This window comes from Kitasatospora sp. CB01950, assembly GCF_001905465.1.
Taxonomy (GTDB): domain Bacteria; phylum Actinomycetota; class Actinomycetes; order Streptomycetales; family Streptomycetaceae; genus Kitasatospora.
The window spans coordinates 452,854-469,727 of record NZ_LISX01000004.1 but is presented as its reverse complement, the minus strand read 5'-3'; the positions used below and the strand labels follow the sequence as shown (position 1 = coordinate 469,727).

Genomic DNA, 16,874 nt, shown 5'->3' with positions numbered 1-16,874 from the left:
GGCGCGGGAGGTACCCCCACGCGCCCCTGGTGATGCGCCTGCTTGCCCGCCCGCAGGCGCTTTCTAGTCGTCGACCTCGGCCACGCCGGTGATGCGGTGGAGGGCGAAGGTCCGGACCTCGTCGGAGAGGTGGTCGTAGGCGGTGACGAAACCGCCCTCGACCTTGACGGGGTCGATGACGCGCTGGGAGGCGAGGCCTTCCGCGTTGATGTAGCCGATCCACATGCGTTCGCCGAGCAGGACGGCGGTCTGCAGGGAGGCGAGGGTGTCGGCGGCGGCGGTGCGGGGGACGGCGGCGCTCGCGGGGCCCGCCACGGCGTCCTTGCGGGGGGCGGTCGCGGCGCGGTCGCCGGCCCGGATCGCGCGGACGGCGGCGGTGAGGAGCGCGTCGTCGGGGCGCGCGGGTCCGTCGGGAACGGGGACGGGCGCGGTGCGCGGCGGGGTGCGGCGGCTGTCGGGGCGGGTGATCACGACGTCGCCCTCGGCGGACTCCGCGGCGGGCGCGTAGCCCATGGTGCGCAGCACGGTGAGCAGGGTGTCGGGCGGAGCCTGGGCGGCGAGGACGGTGGGGGCGAGCAGCCGGAGGCGGAGTTCTGCGGCGCGCCGGTCGGCGAGGACTTCGCCGAGCAGCCGGGGGTCGTCGCAGCGCAGGTAGGAGGACGCGGCGCCGACGCGCAGGATGCCGTGCCGGCGGGCGACGTCGTCGATCAGGTAGGCGAGCGGCTGCGGGACGGGCGTCCGGGAGTGCTGCGCGAGGAAACCTTGCAGGTCGGCGGCGGTGCGTCCGGCGTCGAGGGCGCGGCGGACGGAGTCGGGGGTGAAGCGGTAGACGGTCGCGCCGCCCTTGGACTCGATGTCGGCGCAGAGCGCGAGGGCCTGGGCGAGCGGGGTGAGCAGCGGGCCGGGGGCGATCGCGGTGAGGTCGGGCTGCAGGATGACGTGGTCGAGCGGTTCGGGCAGCAGCGGCGCGAGGTCGGCCGTGGGGTCGGCCCCGGCGAGCAGGGCGCGGGCGTGGGCGGCGAGTGCGCCTCGGCCGGTGACGCCGAGCAGTTCGGCCTCGTGCAGGGCCCAGCCGGTGAGCTGGTCGCGCAGGTCGTGGCCGTCGGGGCCGACGGGTCCGCCGCGCAGCGGGCGGTGCCAGCGCAGGGCGGGCAGCAGGGCGGAGGCGTCGGCGGCGGTGCCGGGGGGCAGTTCGGCGAGCCGGGCGAGGGCGGCGCGGCGGACGGACGGGGCGAGGGTGCGGTCGAGCTCGGGACCGAGGGCGGCGCGCGGCCGGCCCTTGCCGTCGGGGGTGCCGGTGAGGCGGCCGACCCGGGTGGCGGTGAGCCAGGCGCGGGCGAGCAGGGTCCAGCGTTCGGCGGTGTCCTGCTGCCGCCACTGGTCGTACGCGGGGGTCGGGGCCCACACCTCGTCGATCTCGCCGTCGGGGGCCAACAGCCCAGCCGTGTAGGCGAGTTCGAGCCAGAACGCGGCGTCCTGCTCGGAGCTTTCGAGGAGCTGGGCGGCGCGCTTGAGGTCGCGGACGCCGAGGCCGCCGGCCCGCAGGGTGGGCGGCGGGGTGAGGCCCCAGGCTTCGAGCAGCTCGTCGAGGACGCGGACGGCGGAGGCGGCCTGACCGGCCGCGGTGCGGTCGACCTGCGCGGGGTCGCGGGCGACGACGGGGGCGACGGCGGGCGGGGCGGGTTCCACGGTGCGGTGGGTGCGTCCGCCGCGCAGGTGGAGGGCGAGTTCGCGGGGCAGCACCACCGAGGTGGGGCTGGACGGCAGCAGCAGGCCGCGGGCCAGCAACCATTCGACGGGGCTGTGCGCGTCCTCGGCGACGACCTGCCGGGCGGCGTCCGGGACGGTGCCGGTGGGCGGGCCCCAGACCAGGCGTTCCAGCAGGCCGACGGCGGCGGGCGGGGCCTGGTCGAGCAGTGCGGCGAGGCGCTTGCGGTCGCCGAGCAGGGCGGTGAGCGCGGCGACGGCGGTGACCGGGTCGGGCGTGGGCGGCAGTCCGGCGCCGGCCAGCAGCTGCTGGAGGCGGGCGGGCGACATGCCGACGGTGGCCTCGGCGAAGGTCGGGCCGAGGCCGGTGCGGCCGGGGTTGACGGCACTCGGGGCGAGCGCCTCGCGGACGGCGAGGACCAGCCGCAGCGCCGAGTCCGGCCCCCAGACCAGGGCCCGTTCGCGCAGCCGGGCGAGCGCGCCGGGGAGCGCGGCGGTGACGGCGGCGCGGTCCACCTGGTCCGCGCCGGGGTGCGGCTTGACCCGGGCGGGTCCGGCCAGCAGGTTGCGCACCACGGTGTCGGACGCGCCCTCGGGGGCGGCGGCCAGCGCCTCGGCGGTCTGCAGGGTGAAGCGGTCCAGCCGTTCCAGCGCGCGCAGCACGGACGCCCGGCTGGAGAGCCGGGAGGACAGCTGGGTGAGGTCGGTCGGCACCGGGTTCAGCAGGTCGGGGCGGGCCCGGAGCAGCGCGGCGACAGCGTCGTCCTCCCGGCCGCGGAGTTCCTCGGCCAGCGTGCGGGGGGCGCCTGCGCGGGTGGCGCGCGGAGCGCTCTGCGGTGCGGTCATCCGGTCCAGCCTAGTCAACGCCCCCGTCCGAGGCCCAGAACGGGGGGAGAACTCCCGGCGAAACGGGAACGGTCCGGGCCCGACGGGGCTCGCTTCGGGCGGGTGCGGGTGGGTACCGTCTCGGTGCGGCGTGAGGTACTTCGTGAGGGCGGGTGGCGGGGCGATGGCGGGCGGCTCGTGGTGGCGCGAGGACGGGGCGGCGGACGGCCCGGACAGCGGGGAGAGCGTGTACGTTCCGGCGCCCGAACCGGACGTCCCGCCGAAGCCGGCCGTCCCGCCGGCGCGGCGCCCCGTCGCGTTCGACAAGCCCGCGTTCGACAGGCCCGAGTTCGACAGGCTGGTGCCGCCCCCGATCGAGTTCGACCTGCCGCCGGGGCCGTCCCACGAGGACGTGGACCGGGCGGCGCAGTGGGCGGAGGGGCGCGGCCGGGCCGACGTCACCTCGGTGTTCCCGGGCTGGACGGAGGTCTACTTCGACCTGCCGGCGGAGGAGCCGGAACCGGAACCCGCGCCGAAGCCCGAACCGGAGCCCGAACCCGAACCCGAGCCGGAGGCCCCGCCGCAGCCGCGCCCGGGCCTCGCGGTGCGCGCCCTGCGCCTCCTGTTCGGCAAGCCGCAGCCCGCAGCGGAGCCCGCCCCGGCCGCCCCGACGGCGGCCGGCGGGGCCCGGCGGCCCGCGCCACTGCTGCTGCTCGGCGCGGCGGTGCTGATCGGCGGCGCGGTGACCGGCTCGCTGCTGGCAATGGTGCTGGGCTGGGGCCTGGCATACCTGTCGAGCGGGCTGCCCGACCTGCTGAAGAAGTTCGCCGTGCTGGGCATCCCGCTGATCACCGTGACCGGCCTGTCGCTGTGGAACTGGGGCCGCGAGAAGGGCCGTTGGGGCACCGCCCTGGCCCCGGGCACCGACGCCGCCCACGCCACCATGAACGCCGGCGTGGGCGCCCTGCGGACCGCCGCGGTGCTGACGGCGCTGCTCGTGCTGGCCGTCACACTGCGCCGCCGCAAGGCCTAGCGGCAGCCGGGCAGCAGGGCAGCCGGTTCGCCAGGTCGTCGAGCAGGGCGGACATGGGCGTACGTTCGGGGCCCGGGCGTAGTCGGCGGCGGCCGGTCGGTCGAGGCGGGTACGCAGGCGGGGGGCGGTCGCGGACGACGTCGGCCGTGAGGGCCATGGTGGCGTCGATGCGCGGCCGGGCGTCCTCGCCGTCGCGGGCGAGGCGGCGCTCCAACGAGGCGGTGGCGGCGGCCGGGAGGGCGTTGCGGAGGACGTAGGTGAACACCGCCCCGGCCGGCACGTCGGCGTCGTCGGGGCGAAGCCCGCCCGCTCGTACAGGGCCAGGGTGCGGTCGTCGAAGCGGGCCTTGCCGGGGCCGTGGAGAGCAGGTACGCGCCGAAGGCGGGCACCAGCCAGGGACGGCGGCCGAGCATCGTGGGCAGGTCGGGGCCGCCGCCAGCACCGCCTCCCATGCCGAGCTGCGCCGCCTGGGCGTGCGCACCACGGTGCTCGCCGAGAACGGCATGCGGTTCGACGCGGGCGGCCACGAGACCTGGGCGCCGGTGTCGATCGCCGCGGTGCCGGCCGGCGCGGCCGGGGCCGAGCCGGCGGGCACGTCCTGGGCGTCCGCAGCGACCTGGGCGGCGTTGGGCCTGGTGATCGTCGTCAACCTGTTGATTCTCGTCAGCAACCTGACCGCCGTCCGGTCCGTCCGGTCCGTCCGGTCCGTCCGTGCGGCCTTCGCCCGCAAGGGAGACCCGGAGCCGGCGCGGATCGAGGTGCCCGCGCTGCCGGCGGCCGCCGAGTCCGCGTTTGCGTGCCGGGTGCGGGTGCGGGTGCGGGTGCGGGTGCGGGTGCTGCAGCGGCTCCGGCGCGTGGTGGTGTTCGGCGGAGCCGGGCTCGCGCCGGCCGCAGTGGCGGCGGGCTAACCCGCGCCGAGGATGTGGAGGAGTTCGGCGATCAGGAAGTGCGCGCCGGTGTAGCCGATGCCCTGGAACCAGAGTTGGTCGTCCACGGGGAAGGCGCGGTGGGCGCGGACGGCGCCGAGGGAGCGCCAGGCGGGGGAGGCGAGGGCGGCGGTGAGGCCGTTGCGGTCGGGGTGGCCGTAGCCGGAGTAGAGCAGCAGGTCGCCGTCGGCGCCGGTGAGCTGGTCGGGGGTGGTTTCGACGGCGAACTGGTCGGTGTTCTGCGGGTCGGGCCGGGCCAGGCCGAGGTCGGTGAGGACGCTGCCGGGGAAGTTCTCCCGGGCGTACAGGCGGACGGTGGGCGAGCCCTCGACGAACCGGACCAGGCTGATGTGCTGCCCGGTGAGGCCGGCCGAGGCGAGGGCGTGGCCGGCCTGGTCGAGGTGGCGGGCGTAGGCGGCGACCACGGCGGCGGCCTGTTCGTGGCGCTCCAGGGCGGTGGCGTGCAGCTGGAAGTTCTCCTTCCAGGGGGCGCCGGTGGTCTGGGTGAGGACGGTCGGGGCGAGGCTGCGCAGGGTGTCCAGGTGGGCGGCGTCGCGGGTGCGGTTGGAGAGGATCAGCTGCGGGCGCAGGCGGGCGATCGCCGCCGGGGAGGGCGGGGCGGCGATGTCGCCGACCAGGGCGATCCGGGCCCGCCAGGAGGCCGGCCAGTACTCGGGCAGGCCGGCGTCGAGCGGGGCCTTGGCGGCGCCGACGGGCGGGATGCCGAGGGTGATCGCGGAGTCGAGTTCGGCGGTGTCCAGCGTGATGACCCGGGTCGCCCCGCCGGGTACGGCCACCGGCCCGTCCGCGCCGTTGACGGTGACGCTGGGCGTCGGGCTCGGGGTGGGCGGCGCGCCGCCGGTGAGCGGCAGCGGCGGCGGCAGGTCGTCCGGGCCGCAGCCGGTGAGCAGGACGGCGCCGAGCCCGGCGAGGGCGGCGCGGCGGGAGAGCGGGGGCGGCGGCACGTGGGACCTCCGGCGGAACGAGAGGGCCTAAGCAGTATGTCCGCATTGCTCCCGTCCGTCCGGCTTTTCCGGTCGAAAGCGGCGCTGGCTAGGCTTGGTGGCATGGCTCTGACCGTCGGCTTCGACCTCGACATGACACTCCTCGACACCCGCCCCGGCATCAAGGACACCTACGACGTGCTGGCTGCCGAGACCGGCACCTTCATCGACTCCGAGCTCGCGGTGAGCCGGCTCGGGCCGCCGCTGCTGCACGAACTGGCGCACTGGTTCCCGGCGGAGCAGGTGGAGACCGTCGCCGACCGGTACCGGGCGCTGTACGCGGAGCACGCGATCGCGGGCTCGCTGGAGCTGCCGGGCGCACTGGCGGCGGTCGCGGCGGTGCGGGCGGTCGGCGGCCGGGTGCTGGTGATCACCGGCAAGTGGGAGCCGAACGCGCGCCTGCACCTGGACGGCATCGGCCTGGAGGTGGACGTCCTGCTCGGCGACCTGTGGGCGGAGGGCAAGGGCGAGGCGCTGCGCGCGCACGGCGCGGACGTCTACGTCGGCGACCACCTGGGCGACATCCGCGGCGCGCGGGCCGCCGAGGCCGTCGCGGTGGGCGTCGCCACCGGCCCGTACGGCGCCGCCGAACTGGCCGAGGCGGGCGCGGACGTTGTGCTGCGCGACCTCACCGAGTTCCCCGACTGGCTGGCCGGGCACCTGGCCGCCCACTCGGTCTGACCGCAGGTCAGCTGCTGGCTGCGGCCTCGCGGGCCGCACGCCGCCGGCGGGACTCGGCGCGGGCGGTGGTGAACAGTCCGACCAGCGCCAGCAGCAGGCCCGCCGGCATCAGCATGGACAGGCCGTACGCGATGGACGGCAGCCGCTGCAGGTGGAACAGGAACGGCACGAAGGTCACGACGGTGGCGAGCGTGCCGACGCCGAACACCACTCCGCCGACGCGGACCAGGACCTCACCGGCATCGCGGGACTGACGGGTCACTTCTGCACTCCTTCGCGCGGGCTTTGTGCCAGTTTCCCACGTACCCCCCCGCCGAACGGCGGGGGCGCGACGGTACACGCTCCACCTGAACGCTCAGGATTCCCAGGAAGCTCTCAGGCATCCTGAAACCTCCGGGGGGACAGCAGCGGGGAGCGAGGCGCACGGCGATATGGGACTGACCAGTCACAAGGTGCTTGCGCTGTCGGCACTTTTCTCCGTCCTGATGGTCGCGGGCACCGTCTGGCTGTGGCCCCGGCTGGCCCGGCGGAGCTGGCGGGCGGTGCTGGGCCGGCTGGCCACCATCGTCGGCACTCAGCTCGCCGTGATGTGCACGCTGGGCCTGGTCGCCAACAACTACTTCGCCTTCTACAGCAGCTGGGCCGACCTGCTGGGCACCAACGACGACGGCCCGGTGACCATCCAGAACCAGCTGCTCGGCCGCACCAAGGGCGTGGAACGGATCAGCGCCGAGAACGTCCGCGACACCGGCGCGATGGGCCGCGACCCCTCGCAGGTCGGCCGGCTGGAGAAGGTCCGGCTGCCCGGCGCGGCCACCGGCCTGTCCACCGAGGGCTACGTGTACCTGCCGCCGCAGTACTTCCAGCCCGCCTTCCAGAACAAGCGCTTCCCGGCGGTGATCGCCATCACCGGCTTCCCCGGCGACGCCAAGAACCTGATCACCAAGCTGAACTACCCGGCGGTGCAGCTGAAGCTCTCCACCGAGGGCAAGACCAAGCCGACCGTCCTGGTGCTGATGCGCCCGTCGCCGGCGATGCCCCGCGACACCGAGTGCGAGGACGTGCCGGGCGGCCCGCAGTCCGACCGCTACTTCAGCGCCGACGTGCCGGCCGCGCTGCGCTCCTCGTACCGGATCGCCGAAGGCCCGGGCAGCCTCGGCGTGATCGGCAACTCCACCGGCGGGTACTGCGCGTTGAAGCTCGCGATGCGTCACCCGGACGTGTTCTCCGCCGCGGTGTCGCTGTCCGGCTACTACAAGGCGGCCGAGGACCCGACCACCGGCGACCTGTTCGGCGGCGACCAGCAGCGCCGCGAACAGGCCGACCTGACCTGGCGGCTGGCGAACCTGCCCGCCCCCGGCACCGCGCTGCTGGTCGGCGGCAGCCGGGAGGGCGACGGCGACTACTACGCCGAGACCGAGCGGTTCCGGGCCGCCGCCAAGGGCACCGCGACCACCGTCTCCGCGATCACCCTGGACACCGGGGGGCACAACTTCAACACCTGGTCCCGGATGCTCCCGGCCTCGCTCGGCTGGCTCGGCGGGCACCTGTCCGACCCCGTCTGACCGGCGCTGCGTCACAGCGCGCAACTCGGTGCGCGCAAAGAGTTTCGACCCGCGTCGGGGCCGGGTATGCAGCCATCGCGCGGGCGGACCAGCGGCTGGTCCACGAGATGCCCGCCCGGAGCCGATGGGGGTGTGGACCGATGGAAGGCGCGACAGGCGCGAGGCACGGCCACGCCCCGGTCCGGAATCCCGTCGCCGTCCCGGCGCACGCTGAGGGATCATTGCCCCACTGAGTGACCCAGGCCGCCCGTTCCCGGCAGCCGAGCCGCACATCCATCCGCGACCCGACGAGGTCGCTCGCACCCGACACCGAGGACTTTTCGAGATGCCCACCGGCCAGGTCAAGTGGTTCAACGAGACGAAGGGCTACGGCTTCCTGTCGCGCGACGAAGGCGGCGAGGTCTTCGTCCACACCAAGGCGCTGCCCGCGGGCGTCACCACCCTGAGGCCGGGGCAGCGCGTCGAGTTCGGCATCGCCGCAGGGCACCGCGGCGACCAGGCGATGAGTGTGACGCTGCTGGACGCGCTGCCGTCGGTGGCCGCGAACCAGCGCAAGAGCGCCGACGACATGGCCCCGATCGTGCAGGATCTGATCACCAAGCTGGACAGCGTCCTGCCGGGCCTGCAACGCGGCCGCTACCCCAGCAAGCCGGAGGGCCAGAAGATCGCCATGGTGCTGCGCGCGATCGCCGACCAGTTCGACATCTGATCCCCGATCAGGGGAAAGCCAGCGCGCCCGGGTCGACGGCGGGGACGAGTCCCTGTTCGGCGGCCCGGGTGAGCAGGCCGCGGACGGCCGCGTAGCCGTCCTCGCCGAGGTCGGCGGTGAACTCGTTGACGTACAGCCCGATGTGCTGCTCGGCGACGGACGGATCCATCTCCTGGGCGTGCGCCAGCACGTACTCCCGGGAGGCCGCCGGGTCCGCCCAGGCCTGCCGGACCGAGGAGCGCACGGTGTCGGCGAGTTCGCGCAGCCGCTCGGCGCCCAGCGAGCGCCGGGCCACGATCGCGCCCAGCGGGATCGGCAGCCCGGTCGCCGCCTCCCACGCCTCGCCCATGTCGGCCAGGCAGTGCAGCCCGTACTGCTGGTACGTGAACCGGGCCTCGTGGATGACCAGTCCGGCGTCCACCCGGCCGTCCCGCACCGCCGGCATGATCTCGTGGAACGGCAGCACCACGATCTCGCCGAACCCGCCCGGCACCGCCTCGGCCGCCCACAGCCGGAACAGCAGGTACGCGGTCGAACGCTCGCTCGGCACCGCCACCCGGCGACCGGCCAACTCGGCCGCCCCGACCGGCCCCGCGGTCAGCACCAGCGGGCCGCAGCCCCGGCCGAGCGCCCCGCCGCACGGCAGCAGCGCGTACTCGTCCAGTACCCACGGCAGTTGGCCGTAGGAGATCTTCAGGACGTCCAACTCGCCGCGCTCGGCCAGCCCGTTGGTGATGTCGATGTCCGCGAACCGCACCGCGGGCGTGTCCGCGCCCGCGACCAGGCCGTGCGCCCAGGCGTGGAAGACGAACGTGTCGTTCGGGCAGGGCGAGTAGGCGACACTCAGCGACTCGGCCATCGGTCAGACCTCCTGGAGCAGACGGGACACCGGCAGCGCCGCGAAGGCCCGCTCCAGGGCCGCCAGCGCCTCGCCGATCCGCCACGCCGCGCGGTCGCGCGGCCCGACGGCGTTGGACACGGCCCGCAGCTCCCCCGCCGCGAGCCCGAAACGGGCGGCCGCCTCGGCCACCCCGAACCCCTCCATGGCCTCGGCCAGCGCCAGCGGATGACGCGCCCTCAGCCGCTCGGCACGCTCCGCCGAACCCGTCGCGGTGGAGACCGTCAGCACCTCGCCGAGCGCACCGCCGGTGGCCGCCGCGACCAGCTTCGCGATCCCCTCCGGCACCGCGTGCCGCGCCGTGCCGAAGCCCAACTCGGCGACGTCGGCGAAACCGTCCGGCGTCTCCGCGCCCAGATCGGCCGCCACCAGGGCGTCCGCCACCACCAGCGACCCGATCGGCGCGGCGGGCGCGAAACCGCCCGCGATGCCCGCCGACAGCACCAGCCGGAACCGGCCGCGGGCCAGCGCCACCGCCGTGCCCGCCGCCGCGGCGGCCGGGCCGACGCCCGCCGCCAGCACCTCGACCGGCGCGCCCTCGCCCAGCCCCCGGCGGACCGCCTCGGCCTCCGCCCCGACGGCAACGACGACGAGCAGCCCGGCGGCGGGGCCGGACTGCTCGGGGCGGCGCTCAGCGGTCATCGACCGGTGCGTCAGCTCTTCTGGTTGTTCAGGGTGAAGAACCAGACCGCGTAGTAGTCGTTGGTGTCCTTGTCGACAGCCGCGACCGTCACCAGGGTCCGCTCGTCACTGGTCATCAGACCGGCGGCCGACACCGAACCCGAGTAGGTCAGGCCGGTCGCACCAGCGATGATCGGCGTGCGGTTCTGGCCCGAGCCGGTGAACGCGTACCAGCCCTTGTCCGCCAGGTCCTTCGGCACACCCACGCCGACACGGTCGCTGGCGCGCACGTCCAGGCTGGTGAGCTTCTTGTTCTCGGAGTCCTTCGACGCCTGCTGGGCGCACTTGGTGAGAGCGGCGTCCGAGATCGGCTTGCCGTCGTTGTAGCAGGTCGGCTCGGCGCGGACCGACGAGGTGCCGACGACCAGCGTGGCCTCGTTCTTCGCGGGCTTGCCGTTGTCCACGGCCGAGTAGACGCCGTAACCGACGAGTCCGGCGCCGACGACGGCGGCGGCGGCGAGTCCGGCGGTGACGCTGGTGCTGAGGCTCATGGGCAAGAGGCTACTCGCCTTCCGCGATCACATGACAACGGGGTGCCCGAGTCGCGCGAGGTTACGCCACGCGCGGACGCGCCGCCGCCCGGCGCGGTCCGATCCGCAGCAACGACCGGAACGTCCACAGCAGCACGGCCGTCGTCACCCCCGCCGCGAGCCACAGTCCCAGCTCCGGGTCCAACGGCAGCGAGATGCCGACCACGCCGCCCAGCACCCAACTCAGTTGCAGCGCCGTCTCCGAGCGGGCGAACGCCGAGGTCCGCACCGCCTCCGGCACGTCCCGCTGGATCAGCGCGTCCAGCGCCAGCTTCGCCAACGACGCCGCCATGCCCGCCGTCGCCGCCACCACCGTCACCGTGACGATGCCGTACCAGAGCGCCGCCGCACCCGCGGCCAGCGTCGCCAGCGCCAGCATCACCGTCACCGTCACCTCCGAACCCCGGGTGCGCAGCCACGAACCCAGCACCGAACCCAGCGCGTTGCCCAGACCCGCCGCCGCCACGACCACCCCCAGCGCCACCGTCTCCGGCAGACCGCCCGGCGGGTGCTTGCGGATCAGGAACGCCAGGAACATCACCAGGAACCCGACCAGCCAACGCAGCCCCGCCACCCCGCGCAACGCCATGATCACCGACGGCCCGACCGCCCGCAGCACCCCCTTCGGACGCGGCTCGGACGGCTCCGCGTGCAACTCCGCCCGCTGCTCGCCCTTCGCCGAATCCACCTGGTGCGGCAGGTGAAACGCCATCAGGGTGCCGATCATGAACACCACGAACGCCCCGCGCAACGGCCACGCCGGACCGATCAGATGCAGCAGCCCGCCCACGCCGCCCGCCACCAGCGTCGCCACCAGACCCGCCAGCGTCACCCGCGAATTCGCCTTCACCAGCGACAACTGGGGCGGCAACAGGCGCGGCACCACCACGCTGCGCACCACCCCGTACGCCTTCGACGACACCAGCACACCCAGCGCCGCCGGATACAGCGCCAGCCCGCCGCCCGGCACCAGGCCCGCCATCACCCACGCCAGCACCGCCCGGGCCAGCATCGCCATCGCCACCGCCGAACGCCGGCCGTTCGGCAGCCGGTCCAGCAACGGGCCGATCACCGGGGCCAGCAACGCGAACGGCGCCATCGTGATCACCAGGTAGAGCGCCACCCGGCCGCGGGCCTCGCCGGTCGGCACCGAGAAGAAGATGGTCGACGCCAGCGCCACCGTGATCAACATGTCGCCGAACGAATTCAGTGCGTGCAACTCGATCAGCTTCGCCAGACCCGACTCGCCCGCGCCCTCCGCGGACGTCGCCCGCCGGATCCGCCGACCCGTCCCGTGCACCACCCGGCCGGTGCGCACCCCCGCCGCGGACGCGCCGCGCGCCCACACGCCGCGGGTCTTCACCGTGGGGGGTTCTCCGGCCGGTTCGCCGGACTGCTCCCGGCCCGATTCCGCTTCGTGGGGCGGCACTTCGGCGTCCTGACGGCCCATCGGGCGTGGCTCTTCCGCCTCCGGCTCGCCGGGGGCTGCGGGATGCTGCCGCGGCGCGTCCGACGGCTCCGGCCGGTTCTCGTCCTGCCCGGGTCTCAGTCCGTGCTGCGGTGGGTTCTCCTCCGCCACAAACCCATCCTGCCCGACGAACACACGCCGTACGAGTGATTGACTGCGGCACGGCGCGCCCACACCCACAGCCCCCGGACTGTGCTCCACCGCCGACCGGCGGGTAGCCTGCACTACGCGCCTGCCCAGTCTGCGCAGGGGGTGGCGGACCGGGGCGGCGCGGCCCGGCCACGGAGCGGTCCCCGGTCGAGCAGAATGGATCGGTCCCGCGTCCGCGGGGGTTGCGCTGGCGACGTGGCAGCGGCAACCGGTGCGAGCCCGCCCAGCGGGGGCCGTCTCGGGACAGACCGCAGGATGACAGGACTGGGAGAGAACCGACGCCGTGAGTGCTGCGATGCGAAGCCGTACCCCTGACCGGCTCTGTGCCGAGGCCGTCGATCTCGCCCGCCAGGCAGTTGTGGAGAGCGTCGGAGAGTCCGTCGTCGGCGCCCACCTGAAAGCCAACGCGGACGCCGACCGTCTGGTCACCCACACCTTCGAGTGCCTCGACCCCGCCTACCGGGGCTGGCACTGGGCGGTCACCGTGGCCCGCGCCCCGCGCGCCAAGAACGTCACCCTCGACGAGGTCGCGCTGCTGCCCGGCGCCGACGCCGTCCTCGCCCCCCAGTGGGTGCCGTGGAGCGAACGCCTGCTGCCCGGCGACCTCGGCCCCGGCGACCTGCTGCCCACCGACGCGGACGACCTGCGCCTGGAACCCGGCTGGACCGGCGAGGACGAACCCGCCCCCAACTCGGCGCTCGTCGAAGCCGCCGAGGACGACCTGGTGATCACCGACGCCGACATCCAGTCGCCGCCGGCCCGCGCCGAGATCGGTGCCGTGGCCGACGAGCTGGGCCTCGGCCGGCCCCGCGTGCTCTCCCGGATGGGCCTGCACCAGGCCGCCGAACGCTGGGAGACCGCGTACGGGCCGCAGACGCCGATGGCGCAGTCCGCCCCCGCCTCCTGCAACACCTGCGGCTTCCTCGTCCCGATCGGCGGCTCGCTCGGGCAGGCCTTCGGCGTCTGCGGCAACGAGTTCGGCCCCGCCGACGGCCAGGTCGTCTCGTTCGCCTACGGCTGCGGCGCGCACTCCGAGGCCGCGGTGCTGCCGGCTCCGCCGGTGCCCTCCGAGCTGATCCTCGACGAGACCGTCGTCGAACCGCTCCACATCCACCCGGACCGCACCTCGGGCTCGGTCGAGCCGGACGCGCCGGCGGAGGAGCTCGGGCACTCCTGAGCCTTCGGCAGGGGGATCACCACGACCCAGCTGTGCACCGATCCGCGAGGTCGCGATCAAGGGCAAGTCATTGCCCGCGTCGCGATCTTGCGGGTGGGCGCCTTCCGCCCCGCGCAGTTCCCCGCGCCCCCGGTTGCACTCCCGCCGGCTTCGTGGCCGTCCGTCGTCGTGGGGCCCTGGCAGAATGCCGACTCGTACGCAGACCACGCGAAGGGCGGCTCGGCACGTGGAGTCTCGGATCATCGGCAGCACGGCGTCCCCCGAAAACCCGGATGTCTTCGACACGGCCCGGCTGCGGCACACCGTGCTGGCGGCGTGGACGGCTGCACCGGCGAGATTCCGGGAGGACGCCAACGCCGAGGAGGAGCTCGCGCTCGGCGGGTACCGGGACCGGCTGGTCGTCGAGTTGGCGCAGAACGCCGCGGACGCGGCGGCCCGCGAGGGTGTCGCCGGGCGGTTGCGGCTGACACTGCGGGACGGGGTGCTGGCGGCGGCGAACACCGGTGCGCCGTTGGACGCCGAGGCGGTGGAGTCGCTGTCGACGCTGCGGGCGTCGGCGAAGCGCGGGGACGAGCGGCCGGTGGTCGGCCGTTTCGGCGTGGGGTTCGCCGCGGTGCTGGCCGTCAGCGACGAGCCGGCGGTGCTGAGCCGGGCCGGCGGGGCGCGGTGGTCGCTCGTCGAGGCCAGGGCGCTGGTGGAGGAACGGCCGGAGCTGGCCGAGGAGTTGACGCGCCGCGAGGGGCATGTGCCGCTGCTGCGGCTGCCGTTCCCGGCGCAGGGCGAGGCCCCCGAGGGCTATGACACGGTGGTGGTGCTGCCGCTGCGCGACAGTGCCGCCGAGGACCTGACGGCCCGGCTGCTGGCGGCGGTCGACGACGCGCTGCTGCTGACCCTGCCGGGCCTGGCCGAGGTGGTCGTGGAGACCGCCGACGGCATGCGGACGCTGACCCGGGAGGCGAAGGCGTCGCGGCCCGAGCAGCTGCCGACCGTCACCGTCACCGACGGGGAGCGCAGCACCACCTGGCAGACCGTCGGCGCGTCCGGCACAGCGGCCGCGGAACTGCTCGCGGACCGCACCACCGAGGAGCGGGCCCGGCCGCAGTGGACGGTGACGTGGGCCGTGCCGGTGGACGGCAACGGGCGGCCGCAGCGGCCCGGCACGGCGGCCGTGGTGCACGCGCCGACGCCGAGCGACGAGCCGCTCGGGGTGCCCGCGCTGCTGATCGCCTCGTTCCCGCTCGACCCGACGCGCCGGCACGTCGCGCCCGGCCCGCTGACCGACTTCCTGGTCGAGCGCGCCGCCGACGCGTACGCCGAACTGGTGCGCACCCGCGGCGCGGACGCGCACTCGCTGGACCTGGTGCCGTCGCCGCTCGGCGGGGGCGCGCTCGACAACGCGCTGCGCACCGCGATCCTGGACCGGCTGCCCGGCACGCCGTTCCTGCCGCACCCGCGCGGCACCGAGGAGGGCACGCCCGCGCTGCGGCCGCAGGACGCGGTGGTGCTGGAGGGCGCGGACCACTCGGTGGTGGAGGCGCTCGCCCCGATCTTCCCCGGCCTGCTGCCGGCCGGCCTGGAACGCCGCACCGAGCTGCGCACGCTCGGGGTGCGCCGGGTGCCGCTGGCCGAGGTGGTCGACCAACTGGGCGGCCTGGAGCGGGAACCCGCCTGGTGGCGGGGCCTGTACGCGGCGCTGGCCGGCGCCGACCCGGAGGCGCTGGGCGCGCTGCCCGTCCCGCTCGCCGACGGCCGGACGGTGACCGGCCCGCGCCGGGTCCTGCTGCCGTCCGACGCCGCCGACTGGGCCGGCTTCGAGGGCTACCCCGAGTCGCTGGCCGAGGCCCTCGACCTGCTCGACCTGCGCCTGGCCCACCCGGAGGCCGCGCACCCGCTGCTGGCCAAGCTCGGCGCCGCCACCGCCACCCCCGCCGGCCTGCTGGAGACGCCCGAACTGCGTGCCGCGGTCGCCCGTTCGCTGGAGCTCGGCGAGGACGACTACGACGCCGCGGTCGACCTCGCGGACGCCGTCCTGGCGGTGGTGAAGGCCGCCGCGCCCGCCCCCGGCGAGTACCCGTGGCTGGCCCGGCTGGCGCTGCCCGACGACGAGGGCGAACTCGCCCGGGCGGGTGAACTGCTGCTCCCCGACAGCCCGTTGGCGAACCTGGCGGGCGAGGACGACGCCGCGTTCGTGGACGAGGACCTGCTGGAGCGCTGGGGCCCGGAGGTGCTGGCCGCGACCGGCGTGCTCACCGCGTTCACCCTGGTGCACGCCGAGGACGTCGTCCTCGACCCCGACGACCTGGAGCGGCTCGACCCGACCGCGCCCGCCGACCGGGCGGCCGGCGGCACCCCCACCGGACTGATCGACGAGGCCCCCGACGGCCTCGCCGACTGGTGCGAGGACGTGCTGGAGTCCCTGCACGCCGACGACGCGGGGGAGTTGGGCGTTCCGCCGGTGGCCGCCGAACTGCTGGCCGTCCGTGACCTCGACCTGGTCGCCGACGACGCCTGGCCGGAGGCGCTGGCGCTGCTCGCCCGTCCGCCGTACCGGGACGCCGTGGTGACGCCCGTCCGCACGCTGCTGCCCGACGGCAGCTACACCGACCTGCCGCCGTACACCGCGTGGTGGCTGCGCGACCACCCCGTGCTGGACGGCCGGGAGCCCGCCGGGCTGCGCGCGGCCGGGGCCGACCCGCTGCTGCGCGGCCTGTACGACGAGGCGCGGACCGGCCTGGACCCGGAGTTCCTGCACGCCCTCGGGGTGCGCACCACGCTGGCCGCGCTGCTCGCCGAGCCGCACGGGCCCGAGGAGCTGATCGACCGGCTCACCGACCCGGTGTCCGAGGTCTCGCACCGTCAACTGCACGGCATCTACAGCGCGTTGGCGGCCCTGCCGGCCGAGCGGGTGGAGGCGCTGGACGTGGTGCGGGCGCTGGCCCCGCTGGACGACGGCACCGGCCGGCGGGACGACCGCACGGTGATCGTCGACGCCACCGCCGCAGTGGTCGCCGACGCGCCCGACCTGGTCGAGCTGCTGCACGACCACCCGGTGCTGCCCGTCCACCCCGCGCTCGCCCCCGCGCTGGCCGAGCGCCTGCACGTCTCGCTGGCCAGCGAGGTGGCCGGCGGCCGGGTGCTCTCCGAGGGCACCCTGCACCGCACCCCCGCCGTGGTCCGCGAACTGCTGCCCGGCTGCCCCGCCGTCTACGAGGAGCACGAGGAACTGCTGGTCGTCGGCCCCGACGGCGAGGACGCCCGGGTGGACTGGCGCTGGGACACCGCCGCCACCGCGCCCGAGCTCCCCTACGACCCGGAGGACGCCGACGAGGCGGACGAGAACGACGAGTTCGACGTCCCGCCGGTGCCGGGGCTGCTGCACGCCGCCACCCCGGAGGGCTTGGCGGCGGGTCTTGCCTGGTCGGTCCAGCAGTGGCACCGGCGGTTCGAGATCCTGGCGGCGCTCACCGAGCCGGACCGGGCGTACGAGCTGCTGGCGGCGCGCGACTACGAGTGACGTCGA

At 75.3% G+C, this 16,874-nt stretch carries 14 protein-coding genes; 7 read left to right on the top strand and 7 right to left on the bottom strand.

Annotated elements, in window-relative coordinates; all coding sequences use genetic code 11:
• Positions 1-63 precede the first annotated feature (63 nt).
• Positions 64-2,553 carry a helicase-associated domain-containing protein gene (locus AMK19_RS14065; RefSeq protein ID WP_073811542.1) on the bottom strand — a complete coding sequence of 830 codons (2,490 nt, stop codon included), beginning with the start codon at positions 2,551-2,553 and terminating at the stop codon, positions 64-66.
• Between the two features lie 130 nt (positions 2,554-2,683).
• Between AMK19_RS14065 and AMK19_RS35975 the strand changes: the two genes are divergently transcribed.
• Positions 2,684-3,565 (top strand): hypothetical protein, encoded by an 882-nt coding sequence (locus AMK19_RS35975; protein ID WP_158071906.1) that lies wholly within the window; start codon positions 2,684-2,686, stop codon positions 3,563-3,565.
• Positions 3,566-4,038: 473 nt separating this feature from the next.
• Positions 4,039-4,473: a hypothetical protein gene (locus tag AMK19_RS14050; protein WP_073811537.1), complete on the top strand. Its 435-nt coding sequence runs from the start codon at positions 4,039-4,041 to the stop codon at positions 4,471-4,473.
• On the opposite strand, the gene AMK19_RS14045 is transcribed toward AMK19_RS14050, so the two are convergent.
• Complete coding sequence (locus tag AMK19_RS14045) at positions 4,470-5,456, bottom strand: ABC transporter substrate-binding protein (protein ID WP_073811535.1); 987 nt, start codon at positions 5,454-5,456, stop codon at positions 4,470-4,472. The two genes, AMK19_RS14050 and AMK19_RS14045, sit on opposite strands and share 4 nt — an antisense overlap.
• Positions 5,457-5,558: 102 nt before the next feature.
• Here AMK19_RS14045 and AMK19_RS14040 point away from each other — a divergent pair, with 102 nt between their 5' ends.
• Positions 5,559-6,176 carry an HAD family hydrolase gene (locus AMK19_RS14040; RefSeq protein ID WP_073811533.1) on the top strand — a complete coding sequence of 206 codons (618 nt, stop codon included), beginning with the start codon at positions 5,559-5,561 and terminating at the stop codon, positions 6,174-6,176.
• A 7-nt stretch (positions 6,177-6,183) separates the two neighbouring features.
• Here the strand turns inward: AMK19_RS14040 and AMK19_RS14035 are convergent, their stop codons facing one another.
• Positions 6,184-6,438 (bottom strand): hypothetical protein, encoded by a 255-nt coding sequence (locus AMK19_RS14035; RefSeq protein ID WP_073811532.1) that lies wholly within the window; start codon positions 6,436-6,438, stop codon positions 6,184-6,186.
• A 169-nt stretch (positions 6,439-6,607) separates the two neighbouring features.
• Here AMK19_RS14035 and AMK19_RS14030 point away from each other — a divergent pair, with 169 nt between their 5' ends.
• Both AMK19_RS14030 and AMK19_RS14025 read left to right on the top strand, forming a co-directional pair.
• Positions 6,608-7,741 (top strand): alpha/beta hydrolase, encoded by a 1,134-nt coding sequence (locus AMK19_RS14030; protein WP_073811530.1) that lies wholly within the window; start codon positions 6,608-6,610, stop codon positions 7,739-7,741.
• Between the two features lie 325 nt (positions 7,742-8,066).
• Positions 8,067-8,450 carry a cold-shock protein gene (locus AMK19_RS14025; RefSeq protein ID WP_073811529.1) on the top strand — a complete coding sequence of 128 codons (384 nt, stop codon included), beginning with the start codon at positions 8,067-8,069 and terminating at the stop codon, positions 8,448-8,450.
• Between the two features lie 7 nt (positions 8,451-8,457).
• On the opposite strand, the gene AMK19_RS14020 is transcribed toward AMK19_RS14025, so the two are convergent.
• The 4 genes from AMK19_RS14020 to AMK19_RS14005 all read right to left on the bottom strand — a co-directional run bounded on the left by AMK19_RS14020 (position 8,458) and on the right by AMK19_RS14005 (position 12,009).
• Positions 8,458-9,309, bottom strand: coding sequence for a menaquinone biosynthesis family protein (locus AMK19_RS14020; protein WP_073811527.1), 852 nt, complete (start codon positions 9,307-9,309; stop codon positions 8,458-8,460).
• A gap of 3 nt (positions 9,310-9,312) precedes the next feature.
• Positions 9,313-9,990 carry a futalosine hydrolase gene (locus tag AMK19_RS14015; protein ID WP_073811525.1) on the bottom strand — a complete coding sequence of 226 codons (678 nt, stop codon included), beginning with the start codon at positions 9,988-9,990 and terminating at the stop codon, positions 9,313-9,315.
• A gap of 11 nt (positions 9,991-10,001) precedes the next feature.
• Positions 10,002-10,520, bottom strand: coding sequence for a DUF2771 family protein (locus AMK19_RS14010; RefSeq protein ID WP_073811524.1), 519 nt, complete (start codon positions 10,518-10,520; stop codon positions 10,002-10,004).
• A 61-nt stretch (positions 10,521-10,581) separates the two neighbouring features.
• Positions 10,582-12,009 (bottom strand): MFS transporter, encoded by a 1,428-nt coding sequence (locus AMK19_RS14005; protein WP_083646767.1) that lies wholly within the window; start codon positions 12,007-12,009, stop codon positions 10,582-10,584.
• Positions 12,010-12,472: 463 nt separating this feature from the next.
• Here AMK19_RS14005 and AMK19_RS13995 point away from each other — a divergent pair, with 463 nt between their 5' ends.
• Positions 12,473-13,354 carry a DUF3027 domain-containing protein gene (locus tag AMK19_RS13995; RefSeq protein ID WP_073811520.1) on the top strand — a complete coding sequence of 294 codons (882 nt, stop codon included), beginning with the start codon at positions 12,473-12,475 and terminating at the stop codon, positions 13,352-13,354.
• Positions 13,355-13,580: 226 nt separating this feature from the next.
• Positions 13,581-16,868, top strand: coding sequence for a sacsin N-terminal ATP-binding-like domain-containing protein (locus AMK19_RS13990; RefSeq protein ID WP_083646764.1), 3,288 nt, complete (start codon positions 13,581-13,583; stop codon positions 16,866-16,868).
• The last annotated feature ends 6 nt before the right edge of the window (positions 16,869-16,874 follow it).

Coding starts and splice junctions, on each gene's coding strand:
- AMK19_RS14065 (WP_073811542.1), bottom strand. CDS start 2,553: ATGACCGCACCGCAGAGCGCTCCGCGCGCCACCCGCGCAGGCGCCCCC.
- AMK19_RS14040 (WP_073811533.1), top strand. CDS start 5,559: ATGGCTCTGACCGTCGGCTTCGACCTCGACATGACACTCCTCGACACC.
- AMK19_RS14030 (WP_073811530.1), top strand. CDS start 6,608: ATGGGACTGACCAGTCACAAGGTGCTTGCGCTGTCGGCACTTTTCTCC.
- AMK19_RS14025 (WP_073811529.1), top strand. CDS start 8,067: ATGCCCACCGGCCAGGTCAAGTGGTTCAACGAGACGAAGGGCTACGGC.
- AMK19_RS14020 (WP_073811527.1), bottom strand. CDS start 9,309: ATGGCCGAGTCGCTGAGTGTCGCCTACTCGCCCTGCCCGAACGACACG.
- AMK19_RS14015 (WP_073811525.1), bottom strand. CDS start 9,990: ATGACCGCTGAGCGCCGCCCCGAGCAGTCCGGCCCCGCCGCCGGGCTG.
- AMK19_RS14010 (WP_073811524.1), bottom strand. CDS start 10,520: ATGAGCCTCAGCACCAGCGTCACCGCCGGACTCGCCGCCGCCGCCGTC.
- AMK19_RS14005 (WP_083646767.1), bottom strand. CDS start 12,009: ATGGGCCGTCAGGACGCCGAAGTGCCGCCCCACGAAGCGGAATCGGGC.
- AMK19_RS13995 (WP_073811520.1), top strand. CDS start 12,473: ATGCGAAGCCGTACCCCTGACCGGCTCTGTGCCGAGGCCGTCGATCTC.